Annotated in this window: 23 protein-coding genes and 1 pseudogene; 20 read left to right on the top strand and 4 right to left on the bottom strand. The window is 29.7% G+C overall.

Annotated elements, in window-relative coordinates; all coding sequences use genetic code 11:
* Window position 1 precedes the first annotated feature (1 nt).
* Entirely contained in the window at window positions 2–769 is a 768-nt protein-coding gene (locus METVI_RS0104880; RefSeq protein WP_004592005.1) for a ParA family protein, read from the top strand.
* On the opposite strand, the gene METVI_RS0104875 is transcribed toward METVI_RS0104880, so the two are convergent.
* Window positions 761–1,624, bottom strand: coding sequence for a hypothetical protein (locus tag METVI_RS0104875; RefSeq protein ID WP_004592003.1), 864 nt, complete (start codon window positions 1,622–1,624; stop codon window positions 761–763). The genes METVI_RS0104880 and METVI_RS0104875 overlap by 9 nt on opposite strands.
* A gap of 83 nt (window positions 1,625–1,707) precedes the next feature.
* Between METVI_RS0104875 and METVI_RS0104870 the strand changes: the two genes are divergently transcribed.
* Genes METVI_RS0104870 through METVI_RS0104815 form a run of 12 tightly spaced genes read left to right on the top strand, consistent with a single transcriptional unit; the run spans window position 1,708 to window position 8,470 of the window.
* Window positions 1,708–2,121, top strand: a complete 414-nt coding sequence (locus tag METVI_RS0104870; RefSeq protein WP_004592001.1) for a CBS domain-containing protein — start codon at window positions 1,708–1,710, stop codon at window positions 2,119–2,121.
* On the top strand, window positions 2,118–3,014 hold the full coding sequence (gene mmp11 / locus METVI_RS0104865) for a methanogenesis marker protein 11 (RefSeq protein ID WP_169316586.1): 897 nt from the start codon (window positions 2,118–2,120) through the stop codon (window positions 3,012–3,014). The genes METVI_RS0104870 and mmp11 overlap by 4 nt, the downstream gene beginning before the upstream one ends.
* Before the next feature lie 4 nt (window positions 3,015–3,018).
* A complete protein-coding gene (locus METVI_RS0104860) occupies window positions 3,019–3,561 on the top strand; it encodes an Era-like GTP-binding protein (RefSeq protein ID WP_004591997.1) in 543 nt (180 codons plus the stop codon).
* Between the two features lie 5 nt (window positions 3,562–3,566).
* Window positions 3,567–3,974 (top strand): cell division protein SepF, encoded by a 408-nt coding sequence (gene sepF, locus METVI_RS0104855; RefSeq protein ID WP_004591995.1) that lies wholly within the window; start codon window positions 3,567–3,569, stop codon window positions 3,972–3,974.
* Window positions 3,975–4,754: an indole-3-glycerol phosphate synthase TrpC gene (locus tag METVI_RS0104850; RefSeq protein ID WP_017981084.1), complete on the top strand. Its 780-nt coding sequence runs from the start codon at window positions 3,975–3,977 to the stop codon at window positions 4,752–4,754.
* Between the two features lie 6 nt (window positions 4,755–4,760).
* Window positions 4,761–5,486, top strand: a complete 726-nt coding sequence (gene cas6, locus METVI_RS0104845; protein ID WP_017981083.1) for a CRISPR-associated endoribonuclease Cas6 — start codon at window positions 4,761–4,763, stop codon at window positions 5,484–5,486.
* Window positions 5,455–6,003, top strand: coding sequence for a UbiX family flavin prenyltransferase (locus tag METVI_RS0104840; protein WP_017981082.1), 549 nt, complete (start codon window positions 5,455–5,457; stop codon window positions 6,001–6,003). Before cas6 ends, METVI_RS0104840 begins: the two co-directional genes overlap by 32 nt.
* A gap of 18 nt (window positions 6,004–6,021) precedes the next feature.
* Window positions 6,022–6,636 (top strand): orotate phosphoribosyltransferase-like protein, encoded by a 615-nt coding sequence (locus METVI_RS0104835; RefSeq protein WP_004591988.1) that lies wholly within the window; start codon window positions 6,022–6,024, stop codon window positions 6,634–6,636.
* Window positions 6,636–6,929: a histone gene (locus METVI_RS0104830; RefSeq protein ID WP_004591986.1), complete on the top strand. Its 294-nt coding sequence runs from the start codon at window positions 6,636–6,638 to the stop codon at window positions 6,927–6,929. The genes METVI_RS0104835 and METVI_RS0104830 overlap by 1 nt, the downstream gene beginning before the upstream one ends.
* 4 nt (window positions 6,930–6,933) lie before the next feature.
* Window positions 6,934–7,620, top strand: coding sequence for a phosphoribosylformylglycinamidine synthase I (gene purQ / locus METVI_RS0104825; RefSeq protein WP_004591985.1), 687 nt, complete (start codon window positions 6,934–6,936; stop codon window positions 7,618–7,620).
* On the top strand, window positions 7,601–7,831 hold the full coding sequence (locus tag METVI_RS0104820) for an ATP-binding protein (RefSeq protein ID WP_004591983.1): 231 nt from the start codon (window positions 7,601–7,603) through the stop codon (window positions 7,829–7,831). Before purQ ends, METVI_RS0104820 begins: the two co-directional genes overlap by 20 nt.
* 6 nt (window positions 7,832–7,837) lie before the next feature.
* The gene (locus METVI_RS0104815) at window positions 7,838–8,470 is read left to right on the top strand and encodes a hypothetical protein (RefSeq protein WP_017981081.1); all 633 of its coding nucleotides are present in this window, start codon (window positions 7,838–7,840) and stop codon (window positions 8,468–8,470) included.
* A 20-nt stretch (window positions 8,471–8,490) separates the two neighbouring features.
* On the opposite strand, the gene METVI_RS07405 is transcribed toward METVI_RS0104815, so the two are convergent.
* A complete protein-coding gene (locus METVI_RS07405; protein ID WP_255296109.1) occupies window positions 8,491–8,772 on the bottom strand; it encodes a HesB-like protein in 282 nt (93 codons plus the stop codon).
* 84 nt (window positions 8,773–8,856) lie between these two features.
* On the opposite strand from METVI_RS07405, the gene METVI_RS0104800 reads away from it, so the two are divergent.
* Window positions 8,857–9,018 (top strand): preprotein translocase subunit Sec61beta, encoded by a 162-nt coding sequence (locus METVI_RS0104800; RefSeq protein ID WP_004591976.1) that lies wholly within the window; start codon window positions 8,857–8,859, stop codon window positions 9,016–9,018.
* Here METVI_RS0104800 and METVI_RS0104795 read toward each other — a convergent pair.
* Both METVI_RS0104795 and METVI_RS07345 read right to left on the bottom strand, forming a co-directional pair.
* The gene (locus METVI_RS0104795; RefSeq protein ID WP_004591974.1) at window positions 9,010–9,738 is read right to left on the bottom strand and encodes an isopentenyl phosphate kinase; all 729 of its coding nucleotides are present in this window, start codon (window positions 9,736–9,738) and stop codon (window positions 9,010–9,012) included. The two genes, METVI_RS0104800 and METVI_RS0104795, sit on opposite strands and share 9 nt — an antisense overlap.
* Window positions 9,735–9,911, bottom strand: a complete 177-nt coding sequence (locus tag METVI_RS07345; RefSeq protein ID WP_004591973.1) for a hypothetical protein — start codon at window positions 9,909–9,911, stop codon at window positions 9,735–9,737. The genes METVI_RS0104795 and METVI_RS07345 overlap by 4 nt, the downstream gene beginning before the upstream one ends.
* A 107-nt stretch (window positions 9,912–10,018) precedes the next feature.
* Here METVI_RS07345 and METVI_RS0104785 point away from each other — a divergent pair, with 107 nt between their 5' ends.
* The 6 genes and pseudogenes from METVI_RS0104785 (at window position 10,019) to METVI_RS0104760 (ending at window position 15,198) form a co-directional block, all read left to right on the top strand.
* Window positions 10,019–10,375 carry a CBS domain-containing protein gene (locus METVI_RS0104785; protein ID WP_004591971.1) on the top strand — a complete coding sequence of 119 codons (357 nt, stop codon included), beginning with the start codon at window positions 10,019–10,021 and terminating at the stop codon, window positions 10,373–10,375.
* Window positions 10,372–10,845, top strand: a complete 474-nt coding sequence (purE, locus tag METVI_RS0104780) for a 5-(carboxyamino)imidazole ribonucleotide mutase (RefSeq protein ID WP_004591961.1) — start codon at window positions 10,372–10,374, stop codon at window positions 10,843–10,845. The genes METVI_RS0104785 and purE overlap by 4 nt, the downstream gene beginning before the upstream one ends.
* 10 nt (window positions 10,846–10,855) lie before the next feature.
* Window positions 10,856–11,506 carry a V-type ATP synthase subunit D gene (locus tag METVI_RS0104775; protein WP_004591959.1) on the top strand — a complete coding sequence of 217 codons (651 nt, stop codon included), beginning with the start codon at window positions 10,856–10,858 and terminating at the stop codon, window positions 11,504–11,506.
* The gene (locus METVI_RS0104770) at window positions 11,499–11,870 is read left to right on the top strand and encodes a DUF22 domain-containing protein (RefSeq protein WP_004591957.1); all 372 of its coding nucleotides are present in this window, start codon (window positions 11,499–11,501) and stop codon (window positions 11,868–11,870) included. Before METVI_RS0104775 ends, METVI_RS0104770 begins: the two co-directional genes overlap by 8 nt.
* A gap of 40 nt (window positions 11,871–11,910) precedes the next feature.
* Window positions 11,911–12,126, top strand: a pseudogene (locus METVI_RS0104765) (ATP-binding protein); the annotation flags it as partial.
* 102 nt (window positions 12,127–12,228) lie between these two features.
* Complete coding sequence (locus METVI_RS0104760) at window positions 12,229–15,198, top strand: DUF1156 domain-containing protein (RefSeq protein ID WP_004591954.1); 2,970 nt, start codon at window positions 12,229–12,231, stop codon at window positions 15,196–15,198.
* Window positions 15,199–15,203 lie beyond the last annotated feature (5 nt).

Raw genomic sequence — 15,203 nt, 5'->3', positions numbered from 1 at the left:
AATGAAAGTTGTTACTTTTGCTATTGCTAAGGGTGGTACTGGGAAGACTATAATTACTGCAAATGTTTCAGCTGCATTAGGTAAGAAAGGAAAAAGAGTTTTAATAATAGACAATGATATAGGCTCAAGATCTTTAAGTTATTTATTCAACATCTCTCCAGAGAGATATCTCATAGATATTATAAATAAAAAATCTATAAAAGATGCAATAATAAAAACTGATGTGGAGAATATAGATATCTTACCTATGGGAAAGAATTTAATGGATTACTTAAAATTAGATATTGAAGATTTAAATAAGTTTAATGAGATAAAAGACTATGATTATATATTCATAGACTCACCTGCAACATCTACAGGTGTAGAAACATACATATCATTAGGTTTCTCTAACTACTTTATCCCTGTTATAGACTACACCTCTCTAGCTCCAAGCCTACAAGGGGCTATAAATACATTGGTTATAGGAAAAAATTATTTAGAAAGTGAACCTGTAGGATTTATAATAAATAAAGCTGAAGAAGTTCCAGAAAGTGTAAAAAAAGATCTTGAAAAGATTTTAGGAGTTAAATGTATAGCCATAATAAATAAAAATTCATTTATTGAAGATTCATATGAAAAGAAAAAGATCCTATACTTGACTGGAGAGGATGAAAGGTTTAATAAGATAATAGATAATATTGTCAATTTCTTAGAAGAGCTTGAAGATAAGAGTGAGATAAATATCCCAAGTGTTATAGCTAAGATAAAAAAGGCCACCCTATTTTAATTTTTTATTTTCAGATAAAAAAATAGCTAAAGTTTTTAAAACTTCTAATTGTTCATTTTCATCAGGTATTTTTACACCATACTTTTTTAAAAGCTCTTCATCAACACTATGTTTTATGGGTTTAACCTCTTCTCTAAGAACTGTTGTTAATATCTTATCCCTCAAATCAGGAGATCTGATAATTAAAAATTTTAAAGCTATTAATGTGACAGTAACAAATATCCCACAGAATAGGCTTAATAAAATAATTATAGGTAAGTTTATAAAAACATTACAAATCTTTGGTAGTTTATGCCCAGTAATAATCCTTACAATCTTTTCATATATGTGTCCTGTAACAATAGATATGAATGAAAGAGAAGTTGAGGATAGAAGTACTTTAAATATATTACTGCTAAATAAATAATCATCAAATTTATCTTTTATAATATAAATGATAGCTATTGAAACTATAACAGCATAAGGGATGTGCAAATAATTATCCATTTTTAAAAAAATAATGAGATAGTATAATATCAATGTTCCAAAAGCTATTATATGTAAAGATAACCTCCACCTCTTTTCACATAACCAACCTACAACTAAAGTAGATATTACTGGAGGAACTAACATAAATGGCTCAATCTGAAATAAATTTGTAATCATGTAGATAAAAAGTATTATTAAAATTGCTAAAGATCCATATATTGGCCCTAAAAATATCCCTGAAAAAGCAGATAATCCATTATTAATAGAAAATTTTAAATTAGATACATATTTAAAAAAGGGCAGAAAGAAAAATATGTTTATCAATACCCAAATAAAGAGCATTAAAAACAAGAATTTATCTTTTCTAATATACCTAATAACATTCATAAATTATCCCGTTAATATATGTTATAATAACCTTTGATATTAATATTAATTGTTAATAGCCTATATTAATGTTTGGTGGTAATATGTTTAATATTAAAAATATTAAGGTTAAAGATATAATGACAAGAAATGTAATAACCGCCAAAAAAGATGAGTCAGTTATAGAAGCCTTTGAAAAGATGTTAAAATATAAAATTAGTTCTCTACCAGTTGTAGAGAATAATAAGGTTATTGGAATAGTAACTACAACAGATATAGGATACAATTTAATTAAGGATAAATACACTCTAACAACAACTGTTGGAGAGGTTATGACAAAGAATGTTGTAACAATAAATGAAGATGCATCTATCTTAGAGGCCATAAAGAAGATGGATGAGTATGGAGATAAGGATGAAATTATCAATCAACTACCTGTTGTAGATAAAGACAATAACCTTGTTGGGATAATATCTGATGGGGACATAATAAGAGCACTGTCAAAAATAATAAGGTGAAAGCCTTGTATAAAAGAATAATAGCTTTAGTAGATGAACCATTAAAAAGAGTAGAACTAATTGAGGAACATCCTTGCCCAAATGGTAATGAATGGATGATATATCAATATAAAAGAACATCACCTCTAATCATCTCTGCTTGGAGGGAAGGTAATAAGCATCATTTCTTAGTAAAAATTGGTAAAGAAAGGTTAAATTTAATACCTTCATTAGCTGCTGCTGGTATAGAAGAGGTGTATGTTGAGGGAGATAGGGTTCACATAATACATGCAGGTTTAGCAGGTGCAGGAGTGGGAGTTGAGTTAAGAAAAGGAGCAGAAAATGTTATTGAGGCTAAAATAATAGAGAAAGGTGGGGGGTCAAAGTTAGGAAAGGGAGAGATTGTAACTAGGAAGATGTATAAAGTAATAGTAGGAATAGATGACACAGATACAAAGGATGAAGGGGCTACTTGGCTATTAGCTCATAAGATTGGTTTGGAAATAGAAAAGATGGGATTGGGTTATTATTTAGATCATACAACAGTTCAACTCTATCCAAAAAATCCAGAAAAAACTCAAAACTGTGTTTCTATAGCCCTAAGCTTTGCTGTTTTTCCTGAATATAGATATAAAATATGTAAATCTATAAAAAAGCTACTTAAAGAGAATACCCTTTCTGACAATACTGCTATGGCTATATACTATGGTCTTTTCCCATCAAAAAGTTTAAAACTTTTTGCATTAAAAGCAAAAAAAGAAATTGTTAGTTTAGAAGAGGCCAAACTTGTGGCTTTGAGAAATAATGTTGATGTCATTGAGATAACAGGAGAAAAAGGGATTATTGGGGCAGTAGCTGCTCTTGGCCTGGCTGAGCATCATAATATAGCCCCAAAACTTCCTGAAGATTTGTGATATTATGGAATTTAAGATAGCCATTATAGGACCTGAGAATGCAGGTAAATCTTCAATAATGAATGCTTTATTTGGAAAATATGTTTCTTTTGTCTCTGAAGTTGGAGGAACTACAAAAATGCCTATAAAAAAATATTGGGGAAAAATAAAAATTGGTAGAAAAAAACAGCCAGAATTTGCTGATCTGATATTTATTGATCTTGGAGGGCTTTATACTGAAAGGGATAAAGAATCTCCACTAAAACCAGGTGTATTAAAGAAAACTTTTGAAGTTATAGAAGATGCTGACATGATAATTCATGTTGTTGATGGTAAAATAGGACTTTTAAGGAATTTTGAAAGGCTACATCACCTTTTAAAGTTTAGATATCAAAAACCTATAATAGTGGTTATTAACAAATCTGACTTATTATCAGAAGATGATAAGATAAAAATAAAAAAATATATAGAAGAAAGATTAAAAAATGAACCATTATTAATCTCTGCTAAAACTGGTGAAGGGATTGAAGATTTATTAAATTTGATTATTAGTTATCTAAAAAGGTGAAAAAGATGTTTAAAAAATTAAAGGAGATATTTAGTCCGGAAGGAAAGAAAATAAAAAGCACAAAGCCAATAACAATAGAAGAATATTTTGAAAGTTTAGAGGAGTTACCACATGATGTTGTAGATGAAGAAAAGATAGTTATAAAAGCATGCTCTATATATAATGAAAAGGATGGGGTTGATGCTATATTATATGCTGAATCAGGGCATATAGTTATAGCAAAAATCCCAAACTTAGAGAAAGATGTAGATGAAGAATTTATAGAAGTTATAAAAAAGATTAGAGATGAAGTGTCTAAGTTTGGGGGGAAACTTATACTATTAGGTGAAGAACATTTATTAATCACCCCAAAAAATGTAATTATTGAAAAGGTGATAAAAGAGAGCAGAGAAAAGAAAGGAGAGGAGAAATAGATGAATATATTGAAAGAGATTGTATCAAATAGAAAAAAACTTGTAGAGGAGGAGAAAAAGGGTTTAATAGATGAATTAAAAAAATATATTGAAGATGAAAGAAAGAGATTTAAATTATCTAAAGCTATAAAATTGAATAAAAATTATTTAAATCCAATAATAGCAGAGATTAAGCCAAGTTCTCCTTCAAAAGGTAAAATCAAAGAAATTAATGAAAACAATATTAAAGATATAGCTAAAGAACTTATTGAAGGGAATGCTACTGCTTTATCAGTCTTAACAGAACCAAAATATTTTAATGGTTCATATAAGAATATTATATTACTCAGAGATATTAACATTCCAATACTTATGAAAGATTTTGTTATTGACAAGTATCAAATAGAGATAGCTAATGAAATAGGTGCTGATGCTGTTTTGTTAATTGTGTCTGCCTTAGGTGAAGAGTTATATAAGTTTTTAGACTATGTTGATGACTATAACTTAGAGGCATTAGTAGAAGTTTCTAATGAAGAAGAGATAGATTTAGCTGTAGATGCTGGAGCAAAGATTATTGGAATAAATAATAGAGATTTGAGAACTTTAAATATTGATTTAAAAAGAACTGAAATGCTCTCTAAATTTATACCAAAGGGTAAAATAAAGGTTAGTGAAAGTGGAGTTAAAAGTAGGGAAGATCTTCTATATGTGTTAAAATATACAGATGCTGCTTTGGTAGGGACATCTATTATGGAAAGTGATAATATTAAAGCAAAAATGTTATGGTTAACTAAGAAGTGATCTAAAATGAGGGCTAAAATAGAATTTGCTACTGAAAAAAATACTATAATTCCTTTTAATCACCAATATCCTTTAGCCTTAGCTATATGTAACATTTTAAAAAGTATAGATAAGTTACAGAAATATGATAAATATGAATTTTTTACATTTTCACTTTTACAAATTCCAAAGAGAGAAATTACAAAATTGGGAATCAAAACCTTAGATGGTAGAATTTTTTTACATATTGCTTCTCCAAATAATGAATTTTTAAAGACTTTTATTAAAGGAATTTTAGAATGTGAATCATTTAAAGTTGATAATATCGAATTAGTGCCAATAACACTAACTTTTGAAGATATACCAAAACAGTTTAATATATTAAAAACAATCTCCCCAATTTATCTAAGAACTACAATAGAGGAGAATGGAAAGAAAAAAATATATGATCTTTTGCCAAACCATTCTAAATTTTATGAAAACCTAAAGAAAAATTTAAAAATGAAGTATGAAGCTTTTTACAATAAAAAATGCAACTTTGATTTTGACTTTGAGATATTAAAATTCAAAACAAAGAGAATGTTAGTAAAGAATACATACTGTAGGTGCACAGAAATGGTTTTTAGGGTCTGGGGGGATTATGAGATTATAAAATTTGGATATGAATGTGGTTTTGGGGAGTGGAATTCAATGGGTTTTGGAATGGTTATAGAGGGAAAAGATGAAAATAATAGTGGGAATAACAGGAGCTAGTGGAGTTATATATGCTAAAAGATTATTAGAAGCTTTGGATAAGCATGAAACAATTTTAGTTATTTCTGAGGCGGGAAAGAGGGTAATTGAAGAAGAATTGAATATGAGTTGGGAAAAATTGAAGGATTTAGCTAATGAATATTATGACAATAATGACTTTTTCTCTCCATATGCTTCTGGATCTAATAAATTTGATTCAGCAATAATTATCCCTTGTTCAATGAAAACACTTTCAGCTATAGCTAATGGATATGCAAGTAGCTTAATAGTTAGGGTTGCTGATATAGCATTAAAAGAGAGAAGAAAATTAATTATCTGTCCAAGAGAGATGCCTCTTAATAGTATACACTTAAGAAATATGTTAAAGCTATCTAACTTGGGGGCAATAATTATGCCTCCCATACCAGCCTTTTACAGCAAGCCAAAAACAGTTGATGATATAGTTAATTTTGTTGTAGGGAGAATCTTAGATATTTTAGGTGTTGATAATAAGTTATATAATAGATGGAGATCATAATAGCATAAGGTGGAAAGTATGGATAAAAAGCTTTTAGAAAAAGTTATTGAATTGAAGAAATCTGGATTAACTGTTGGTGAGATTGCTGATGAGTTAAATGTATCTATGGAAACTGCAAGATATCTTGTTTTAAATGCTGAAAAACTTTTGGAAAAAGAAGAAATTAAAAAGAATGTTGATATATTTATTGATTGGAAAAATATAGGATCTTCTGCATATAGGTTAAGAAAAATAAGCTCAATAATTTCTGATATTATAAAGAGTAGGAAGATAGAGTTTGATACAGTTGTAGGCATTTCTAACAGTGGTGTTCCAATAGCCACTTTAGTAGCTGAGGAGTTAGATAAAGAGTTAGCCATATACATACCAAAAAAGCAATTATTAGAAGATGGAAAAAGGATTATTGGATCAATATCTCAAAACTTTTCAACTATAAGCTATAAAAGAGCTGTTATAATTGATGATGTTGTAACAAGTGGCAGCACATTAACAGAATGTGTAAAACAGCTGAAAAATTCATGTAGTCCAAAATTAATAGTAGTTTTAATAGATAAGAGTGGATTGGATGAGATTGATGGAGTACCTTTAGTACCTCTTATAAGGGTAGGAGCTGTTAATATAGAGGGGTTATAATGTTACCAAAAACAAGAATAAAAAAGATTATGAAACAATACACAAAATTGAATATCTCAAGTGAAGCTGTTGATGAGCTTAATAATATTCTTTTAGAAATAATAAAAATCATCACAGAAACTGCTGAGAAAAATGCTAAGAGAGAAGGAAGAAAAACAATTAAAGGTAGGGATATAAAAGAGTGTGATGATGAAAGGCTAAAAAGAAAAATTATTGAACTCTCTAAAAGAACTGATAAAATGCCCATACTAATTAAGGAGATATTGAATGTCATAACATCAGAGTTAGAGTGAAATTATGATAGCTGTAATAAAGTTTCTTGGAAGTAATTGTGATTTAGATGTTTGTAAAGCAATAACATTAGCTGGTGGTAAGGCAGATCTTGTATTTTACACTGAAAAATTGGATAAATATAAAGCAGCTGTTCTTCCAGGAGGATTTTCATATGGAGATTATTTAAGAGCAGGAGCTATTGCTGCAAGGACAGGAATTATAAATGAGATTAGGGAAATGATTAATAAAGGATATCCTGTTTTAGGGATCTGTAATGGGGCTCAAATTGGATTAGAAGCAGGATTTTCTAAAGGGGTTTTCACATTAAATAAAAATGCAAGGTTTATATGTAGATGGGTTTATATAAGGGTTGAAAATAATAAAACTCCTTTTACACAGTTTTATAAAAAAGGAGAAGTTCTTAAAATACCTATAGCTCATGCTGAAGGTAGATATTATGCTGATGATGAAACATTAGACTATCTTTATAAAAAAGATATGATTGTATTTAAATACTGTGATGAAACTGGAGAGATTACAGAGGATGCTAACCCTAATGGTTCTATTGATAATATAGCAGGTGTATGTAATGAAGATTACAACTGTCTATTAATGATGCCTCATCCAGAGAGAGCTTCTGAAAAGATATTGGGATCTGATGATGGATTAAAGGTTTTTAAAGGGATGCTTCATGCTATCAAAGATCTTTAATTTTTTATTTAAAAAGAAAACAACTAATGAGGAAAAGAGGATTAGGATTGATTATGATAAGTGTAAAAACTGTACAGCATGTGTAAGAGTTTGTAAAAATAATGTTTTTGTGATTAAGGATGGAAAAGTTATTTTAGCAAATCCTCAAAATTGTGATATGTGTTACTCCTGTATAAAAGTCTGTAGATATGGAGCTTTATATATTGGTTGATAGAAGATGTTATTTAAAGGAGAGAAGAAAATAAAGGTTAAAATAGGAAATTACATGTTAGAGGGTATTAAGTTAGAAGAAGAAAATAAGCTTTATGAGTTTTTTAATTTAGCTTTAAATAAATTAAGATATAGAAAAGCAATTTTTAACAACTTTTTATTGAGTGAGATAAAAAATATTAACAGACTTCAAAAAATTCATGAAATAGATGAATATTTCCTAAAATTATTGGATGAGCTAAATAAAGAAATAAATCTAATGTCACTTTCAAAAGGAATAATCTTTGAATTATTTATTTGCTACTCATTTTTTATTCTATTTAGTGATATAGAGGTAATGAGAAATCTTAATGTCTATTATAACAATAGACATTTTACAGAGATAGATATGCTCTTAAATGGGAAAAATAGGATAGTAGGTGAATGTAAGAATAGAGCAATATTTGCAAATGACATTTTAAAACTCTTTGGTTTAATAACCACATTAAATGCTGATTTTGGCCTTTTAATAAGCTCTAAGAAGTTTAATATAATAAAAAAAGAGGAAGTTTTTTATGAGTATAATATTTACATATTAGACAATCTATTTGAAAAGGATAAGAATAAAATATATAAGGAGGTTAAAAGTTTAGTCTGCTAACGTCCCAATAATGGGTTCCGTTAGCAGATAACCACATTAACCCCTTCCCCAAATATTGATTTTTTATAAACTAATTTAATTTTACCTCCATCTAAAAACTGTTTCACTATTGGATCAACATATATTTTAAATTCTTTATCATAGACTAATTCATCATTTGGGGAAGGGTCTTTTATTACCACATCAAATTTAGGGCCTCTTCAACTAAAACCAGAGAAATGTATAACTACTGCATCTTTTTTATTTTCTTTTAATTTTTTCATTATAAAATCTATAGCTTTTTCATCTATGTTCAAATTCATGACATCACCATAAACTATTATAAGAAAAATAATATATAAATGTTTCTTTATCTAATAACTTAATAACATTTATGAGGGGGATTTATGAGTAAAAGAGAAGAAAGAGGTTTGGCAACTAGTGCAGGATTAGTTAGATATATGGATGAAAGTTTATCAAAAATAAAAGTTAAACCTGAACATGTTATTGGGCTTACAGTAGCATTTATTATTATTGAAACTATATTAACATATGGTAGATTACTCTAATATTATCTCTGTCCCTATCTTTTCTCCTTTTAAAGCTTTATAGATATTATCTCTTTTATTTCCATTAAATATAATAGCATTTAACTTATTTTTAATTAACATCTCTATCTTATACCTCATTCCTCCAGTAACATCTATTCCATTAGAACCAGATAAATGTTTTAGCACATCCTCTACATTCTCCTTATCTATTCTCTCTATAACCTTCCCATTAACATAAACACCATCAACATCTGTAGCATATAAAAGTCTCAAACCTAATGTTTTAGCTAAATATGGGGCTATGTCATCACCAGAGAGAATTTTATAATCTTCTCCAATAATTATATCTCCATGAATGACAGGGACAAATTTCTTTTTTAAAAACTCTTTTATTGCTGATACATCAAAAACTATTTCTCCTTTATAAACTACAAAAGAAGAGGGCTGTATTGAAACTGCGGGAATATCATAACTTTGTAATGTATCAATAATAATATTATTAAATCTTCTCATAGCTCTTTGTATTTCCCAAAATCCCTTATGCATATTTATAAATTGCCCATTTTTCATATATTTTTTAGCAATAGGATGTCCAAAAGATCCTCCACCATGAACAATAATAAGATCATCTACAGAAGCTTTTTTAATTTCCATAGCTATTCTTTCTAAATTATCCCAATTAACAGAAAAAGGTATTTTCTTATCAGACAATACACTACCTCCTAACTTAAGTATCATCCTCCCACAACTTTTTTAATTTTTTCATTAGCTTCTTTAAGCTTATTATAAAGCTCTTCATACTCTTTACAATCTAAATTTAAATCTTTTAATAGTTGTATTATAGTCTCAAAATGTTCTTCTGTATGTTCTAATGTATGTAATAATTTTTTTATTATTTTCTCTCTTTCCATAGCCATCCCCAAATACCTAATAAGTTGGATGATAAGATATATAGTTTTTTATTAAAAATTAATAAGTTTTTATATAATCAATATAAAGAAAATAAATAGGTGAGATTGTGAAAGTAAAAGATGTTATGAGTAAGAATTTTATTAAAGTTTCTCCAAATGATGTAGTTGGTGATGTTATTTCTTTATTGTACAATGAGAGGCTTTACTATGCCCCTGTTGTTGAAGATGATGAATTAGTGGGATGGATAGATGTGTTGTCCATACTTACAAGTTGTAAGCACTCTAAGGTGGAGGATGTTATGCTTTATCTATATGAAATAAAAGTCTTAAATGAAGATGATGAAATAGATGAAAATTTTATAAATGAGATGATAAACAAGAGAATTATAGCATATCCTGTTATTAAAAATAATAAATTAGTTGGGGTTCTAAGTATATTTGATATCCTAAAGGTGAAAAAGTGATATGTATAATAATGGGTAGTGAGAGTGACTTAAAAATAGCAGAAAAGGCTATTAATGTTTTAAAAGAATTTAATGTTAAATATGAAGTTAGAGTAGCTTCTGCTCATAGAACCCCAGAACTTATAGAAGAGATTGTTAAAAACCCAGAGATAGAAGTTTTTATTGCCATAGCTGGATTAGCAGCTCATTTACCAGGTGTTATAGCAAGTTTAACATTAAAGCCTGTAATAGCTGTCCCTGTTGATGTCAAGCTTTGTGGGTTAGATGCTCTTCTTAGTTCTGTTCAAATGCCTCCAGGTGTGCCTGTAGCAACAGTTGGAGTGGATAGAGGGGAGAATGCTGCTATATTAGCTCTACAAATATTAGCCCTAAAAGATAAAGAGCTTTACAACAAATTGTTAGAATATAGGAATAAGATGAAAGAAAAAGTTTATAATTCTGATGAAAAAATAAAAAAGATGTTTAAATAAGGTGAAATAGATGCAAAGAGTTAACCCTACAAGAATGGAACTTTTAAAGTTGAAGAATAAGATAAAATTAGCTGAAAAGGGACATAAACTTTTAAAGCAGAAAAGAGATGCCTTAATTATGGAATTTTTCCAGATTATTGATTTAGCTCAGGATTTAAGAGAGAAAGTTGAAAAAAAATTAGAAGAAGCATATAAAGATTTAACATTAGCTGAAGTTTCTATGGGTACTTTAGCTGTTAAAGAAGCCTCTTTTGCTGCTAAGAATGATAAAATAGAAATAGATGTGGATACAAAGAATATAATGGGTGTTACTGTTCCTACTTTTGAAATATATAATGTTAAGAGAAAGGTTGGTGAAAGAGGATATTCCCCATATGGAGTGTCTTCTAAATTAGATGAAGCTGCTAAAAAGTTTGAAGAGGCTTTAGAATTAATAACTGAATTGGCTGAAATAGAAACTTCTGTAAGGTTATTAGCTGAAGAGATAATAAAAACTAAGAGAAGAGTTAATGCTTTAGAATACATAATAATCCCAAGATTGAAAAGTTTAAAGAAATACATATCTATGAGATTAGATGAGATGGAAAGAGAGAACTTCTTTAGGCTAAAATTGATTAAATCAAGAATTGAAAAGAGGGAAGAAGAGGGAGAAAATGTTTAGGGTGTTGGGTAGATTACCAAGTGCTATAAAAATGGTGAAAGCTAAGGAGCGCATATTTAAAATAAAAAATGAAAATGTTAAATTGGTTCCTATTGTAGCTGATGAAGATAAAGAGTTTAAATTAGGTGAGGTAAAACCAATAAAAATCAAGAAAATAAAGATCCCTCCAAATCACCTAACCATCTTATGTGCCTATGCAAGACATAGGTTAGGTCATGTAATTGCCATTGGGGAAGACATTCCATTACCATTAGATGCAGAAAGATCTGCTGATATGGCAACATTTGCCTGTGGTTGTGATGGAGTTGTTAAGAAAAATGATTTAATAGGGATGTTAATATTAGTTGAAGTTGAAAAATTATAATTTTTCTATTTTTTGCATTTTATTATTTTTGGTGATTTAATTGAAATTCTATAATAGAGAGGAAGAAGTAAATTATTTAAAAACCTATTGCCAATTAGAACCAAACACTATACTCTTTGTTTATGGCTCTAAATCGTCAGGAAAAATTACAGTGATGTTAAAAGTTATTGAAGAATTATCTGAGAAAGATATAATATTTTTCTATTATGATTTAAGAAAATATGCTACTTCCACAAAGGAAGAGTTCTTAGAAATATAAAAGGTAAAGAGCTCTAAAAGTTAAAAGTAGACATATTTTAATGTTTTATTCAATACCCTTCCTTATTGCTATTACATCTATCTAAAGTGGAGGGTGGACATGGAAGATATTGAGAGAAGATTTATAGAAAATCCAAAGTTTCCAATAAGAGAAATTAATGAAAAGAGTGAAAAAGAGAAAGGGCCTGCAAGACCTCCATATTGGGAGATGGTATTTTATTGGACAAGAAAACCATTAATTGGCGTTAGGAGTGTTATTGCTGGGGCTTTATTGCCTTATGACATTGGAGTAGAGAGGTTTAAAAAATTAGTATGTCTTGATGAAAATACCCCACATAGATTTAACCCAAGAATACCTAATGATTTAAAAAAATACTTTGAAGGTAAAAAATTGTTAGATCCATTTGCTGGTTTTGGTTCTATCCCATTAGAAGGGTTGAGGTTGGGGTTAGAAGTCACTGCTGTTGAGTTACTACCAACAACATACATATTTTTAAAAGCCGTTTTAGAGTATCCTAAGAAGTTTGGGAAGAGTTTAATTAAAGATGTTGAGAAATGGGGGAATTGGATTACTGAGCAACTTAAAAATGATCCTGAAATTAAAGAACTTTATGATGAGGATGTTGCTGTTTATATAGGAACTTGGGAGATAAAATGCCCTCACTGTGGAAAATGGACACCTTTAATAGGCAACTATTGGCTGGCAAGGGTTAAAGATAATAAAAAAGGCTATAAGAGATTAGCATTTATGAAAGCTGTTAAAAAAGAGGATAAAGTTGATATAGAGGTTGTTGATGTCAATAAAATAGCTAAAGAGAATAATTTAAGCTTAAATGAGGCAAAAGTTGATAAAAATAAAATAAAAATTGGTGATTTAGAGCTTGTAGTCCCTAATGCAAATATTGAACCAAAAAGGAACCAAGCTATTTGTCTATATTGTGGAAATATCATAAAGTTTGCTGACAAAGTAGGGAACCATTACATTGAAAAACCAAAAAATAAGGATGTTGATTTCTATGTCAAGTTTGCTTTAAGAAAATATCATGAAGGTGATGAGAGTTTTGCAAGGCAGAGATTATTGGTTAAAGTGAAAATAAAAGATAGGGATTTGGAGTTTGAACCAGCAACAGAGGAGGATAATATAAAGCTTGAGAAGGCGAAAGAGAAAGTTAGAAAGCTAATTGAGAAGGGAGATCCAGATGTTCCGAGTGAGCCTATTTCATATTATAGTGTGAGGTATCTGTTTCCAATTCTATATGGTATGACTGAATGGTATAAACTCTTTAACCCCCGTCAGCTCCTCACACTGGTAAAGATTGTAAAGCTAATAAGAGAGGTTGGTAAAAGAGTTGAGGAGGAAAAGCTCAAGGAAGGTTGGGATAAAGAGAAGGCATTCGAGTATGCTGAAGCAATAGCGACGTACTTGAGTGTGGCTTTGATAAACTATGTGGATTTCAATTCAATGCAAACATATTGGGAGGTTGTTTGGCTTACGAATAAAAGAACAATAGCAGTTAGGGGAATTTCAATGATGTGGAATTGGTGTGATGTTGTGCCCACAAGTGCCCTTGCCGTAGGTTCGTTTGTAAAGTCTATCCAAAAAGAGCTAAGGGGGATTGATTACCTCACCTCCGCCCTCGCTCCCTCAAGCCAGAAGACCCTTACGGACTTCACGAAAACGAATACTATCAAGGTCCTTCAGGGCGACGCCACCTCTTTGAACCTCGGAGAAAAATTCGACCTCATAGTAACAGACCCACCATATGCTGATGATGTCCCATATACTGAGCTTTCAGACTTCTACTATGTGTGGCTTAAAAGGGCTTTATCAGATGTTGAAGACAATAAGTTGGTTCCAAGGTTCCACAAAGAGGCATTCTTTAAGATGATTGGTAAAAAATACAAGGAAATAAAAACCCAATGGCAAGAGTTTGCTAAAAGGGAGGTTTCTAAAAATTCAGGAAGATTTATGAATGAAAATAACAAAAATAAAGTTGCAGAAAAACATTTTGAAAACCTCTTCTCACAGGCATTTATATCTATGAAAAACCATCTAAAGGATGATGGTTTATTAATCACTTACTATGCCCATACAAATCCAGAATCTTGGGCAACTCTCTTAGAGGCTGGGTGGAAGAGGGCAAAACTAACAATAACAAGAGCCATCCCTCTATCAACAGAATCAAAACAGAGTATTGTATCAAGAGGTAAACTGTCTTTAGATACTTCAATAATTGCCGTCTGGAAAAAGAAAACTCTAAAAGATAAAATCCTAATTTCAAATTTAATACCAAAACTAAGAGAGAAAGGGAAAGAAACAGCAGAATTATTAATAAAACATGGACAGCATGATTTAGATTTGCTATATGGAGTGATGGCAGGCATATTGGAAGAGGTAACCCAATACAATGAAATTGTAAGCCCAGAAGGAAAACTAACAACAAAGGATATTCTTGAAAGATATATTTATCCATTAACAATATACAGCATTATAGATGCTATTTCAAAAGAAAAAGAAGGAACTTTAAAAATCCTTTCAAAACCCGGTCTTTTCTATACAACTTATAAAATCTTATTTGGTAATAAAACCTTAGGCAGTGGGGATTTAATCTTATTAAATATTTCAACTGGAATTGATGCAAGAAATGCAGTTGAATATAAACTAATAAAAAGGGATGATAAAGGTTTTGTTTTAAACTCTCCAGATTTGATAAAAGAACTTGATGAGAAATATCTCTATCAGTTTTTAATTGAGAAGAACATAAACCCAACAAATCCAGAAATAAAAACATCAATAGATATCCTTCACTTACTTGAATATTATGCTTTTGCATATCCAATAAGTACCTTTAAATCTAACCTTGAAGAATTGAGGAATAAATACCCAACAGAAACTGAAGAGGCAATAAACATTGCCAAACTAATAAACAAATACTATACGAGTGTGTTTGCTAAATTGTATTCAGGAAAAAAAGATAGTGAGATTGATAAACAACTTAAAAAAGATAAAATTTATGAACTTTATTTGATAAGAAGATTAGTAAGATTTTTGGAAGGCAAAGCATTTTAAATTCA

It is taken from the genome of Methanocaldococcus villosus KIN24-T80, from assembly GCF_000371805.1.
In the GTDB taxonomy this organism is placed as follows: domain Archaea; phylum AGJL01; class Methanococci; order Methanococcales; family Methanocaldococcaceae; genus Methanocaldococcus; species Methanocaldococcus villosus.
The sequence above is the reverse complement of the archived record's forward strand: the minus strand, read 5'-3'. Positions and strand labels throughout refer to the sequence as shown.

Bases quoted from the DNA above. Each gene is read 5' to 3' on its own strand.
- METVI_RS0104875 (WP_004592003.1), bottom strand. From the start codon at position 1,624: ATGAATGTTATTAGGTATATTAGAAAAGATAAATTCTTGTTTTTAATG.
- METVI_RS0104835 (WP_004591988.1), top strand. From the start codon at position 6,022: ATGGATAAAAAGCTTTTAGAAAAAGTTATTGAATTGAAGAAATCTGGA.
- METVI_RS0104830 (WP_004591986.1), top strand. From the start codon at position 6,636: ATGTTACCAAAAACAAGAATAAAAAAGATTATGAAACAATACACAAAA.
- sepF (WP_004591995.1), top strand. From the start codon at position 3,567: ATGTTTAAAAAATTAAAGGAGATATTTAGTCCGGAAGGAAAGAAAATA.
- METVI_RS0104840 (WP_017981082.1), top strand. From the start codon at position 5,455: ATGAAAATAATAGTGGGAATAACAGGAGCTAGTGGAGTTATATATGCT.
- METVI_RS0104820 (WP_004591983.1), top strand. From the start codon at position 7,601: ATGCTATCAAAGATCTTTAATTTTTTATTTAAAAAGAAAACAACTAAT.
- purQ (WP_004591985.1), top strand. From the start codon at position 6,934: ATGATAGCTGTAATAAAGTTTCTTGGAAGTAATTGTGATTTAGATGTT.
- METVI_RS0104815 (WP_017981081.1), top strand. From the start codon at position 7,838: ATGTTATTTAAAGGAGAGAAGAAAATAAAGGTTAAAATAGGAAATTAC.
- METVI_RS0104800 (WP_004591976.1), top strand. From the start codon at position 8,857: ATGAGTAAAAGAGAAGAAAGAGGTTTGGCAACTAGTGCAGGATTAGTT.
- METVI_RS0104760 (WP_004591954.1), top strand. From the start codon at position 12,229: ATGGAAGATATTGAGAGAAGATTTATAGAAAATCCAAAGTTTCCAATA.
- cas6 (WP_017981083.1), top strand. From the start codon at position 4,761: ATGAGGGCTAAAATAGAATTTGCTACTGAAAAAAATACTATAATTCCT.
- METVI_RS0104880 (WP_004592005.1), top strand. From the start codon at position 2: ATGAAAGTTGTTACTTTTGCTATTGCTAAGGGTGGTACTGGGAAGACT.
- METVI_RS0104770 (WP_004591957.1), top strand. From the start codon at position 11,499: ATGTTTAGGGTGTTGGGTAGATTACCAAGTGCTATAAAAATGGTGAAA.
- METVI_RS0104850 (WP_017981084.1), top strand. From the start codon at position 3,975: ATGAATATATTGAAAGAGATTGTATCAAATAGAAAAAAACTTGTAGAG.
- METVI_RS07345 (WP_004591973.1), bottom strand. From the start codon at position 9,911: ATGGAAAGAGAGAAAATAATAAAAAAATTATTACATACATTAGAACAT.
- METVI_RS0104775 (WP_004591959.1), top strand. From the start codon at position 10,856: ATGCAAAGAGTTAACCCTACAAGAATGGAACTTTTAAAGTTGAAGAAT.
- METVI_RS0104870 (WP_004592001.1), top strand. From the start codon at position 1,708: ATGTTTAATATTAAAAATATTAAGGTTAAAGATATAATGACAAGAAAT.
- METVI_RS0104795 (WP_004591974.1), bottom strand. From the start codon at position 9,738: ATGATACTTAAGTTAGGAGGTAGTGTATTGTCTGATAAGAAAATACCT.
- METVI_RS0104860 (WP_004591997.1), top strand. From the start codon at position 3,019: ATGGAATTTAAGATAGCCATTATAGGACCTGAGAATGCAGGTAAATCT.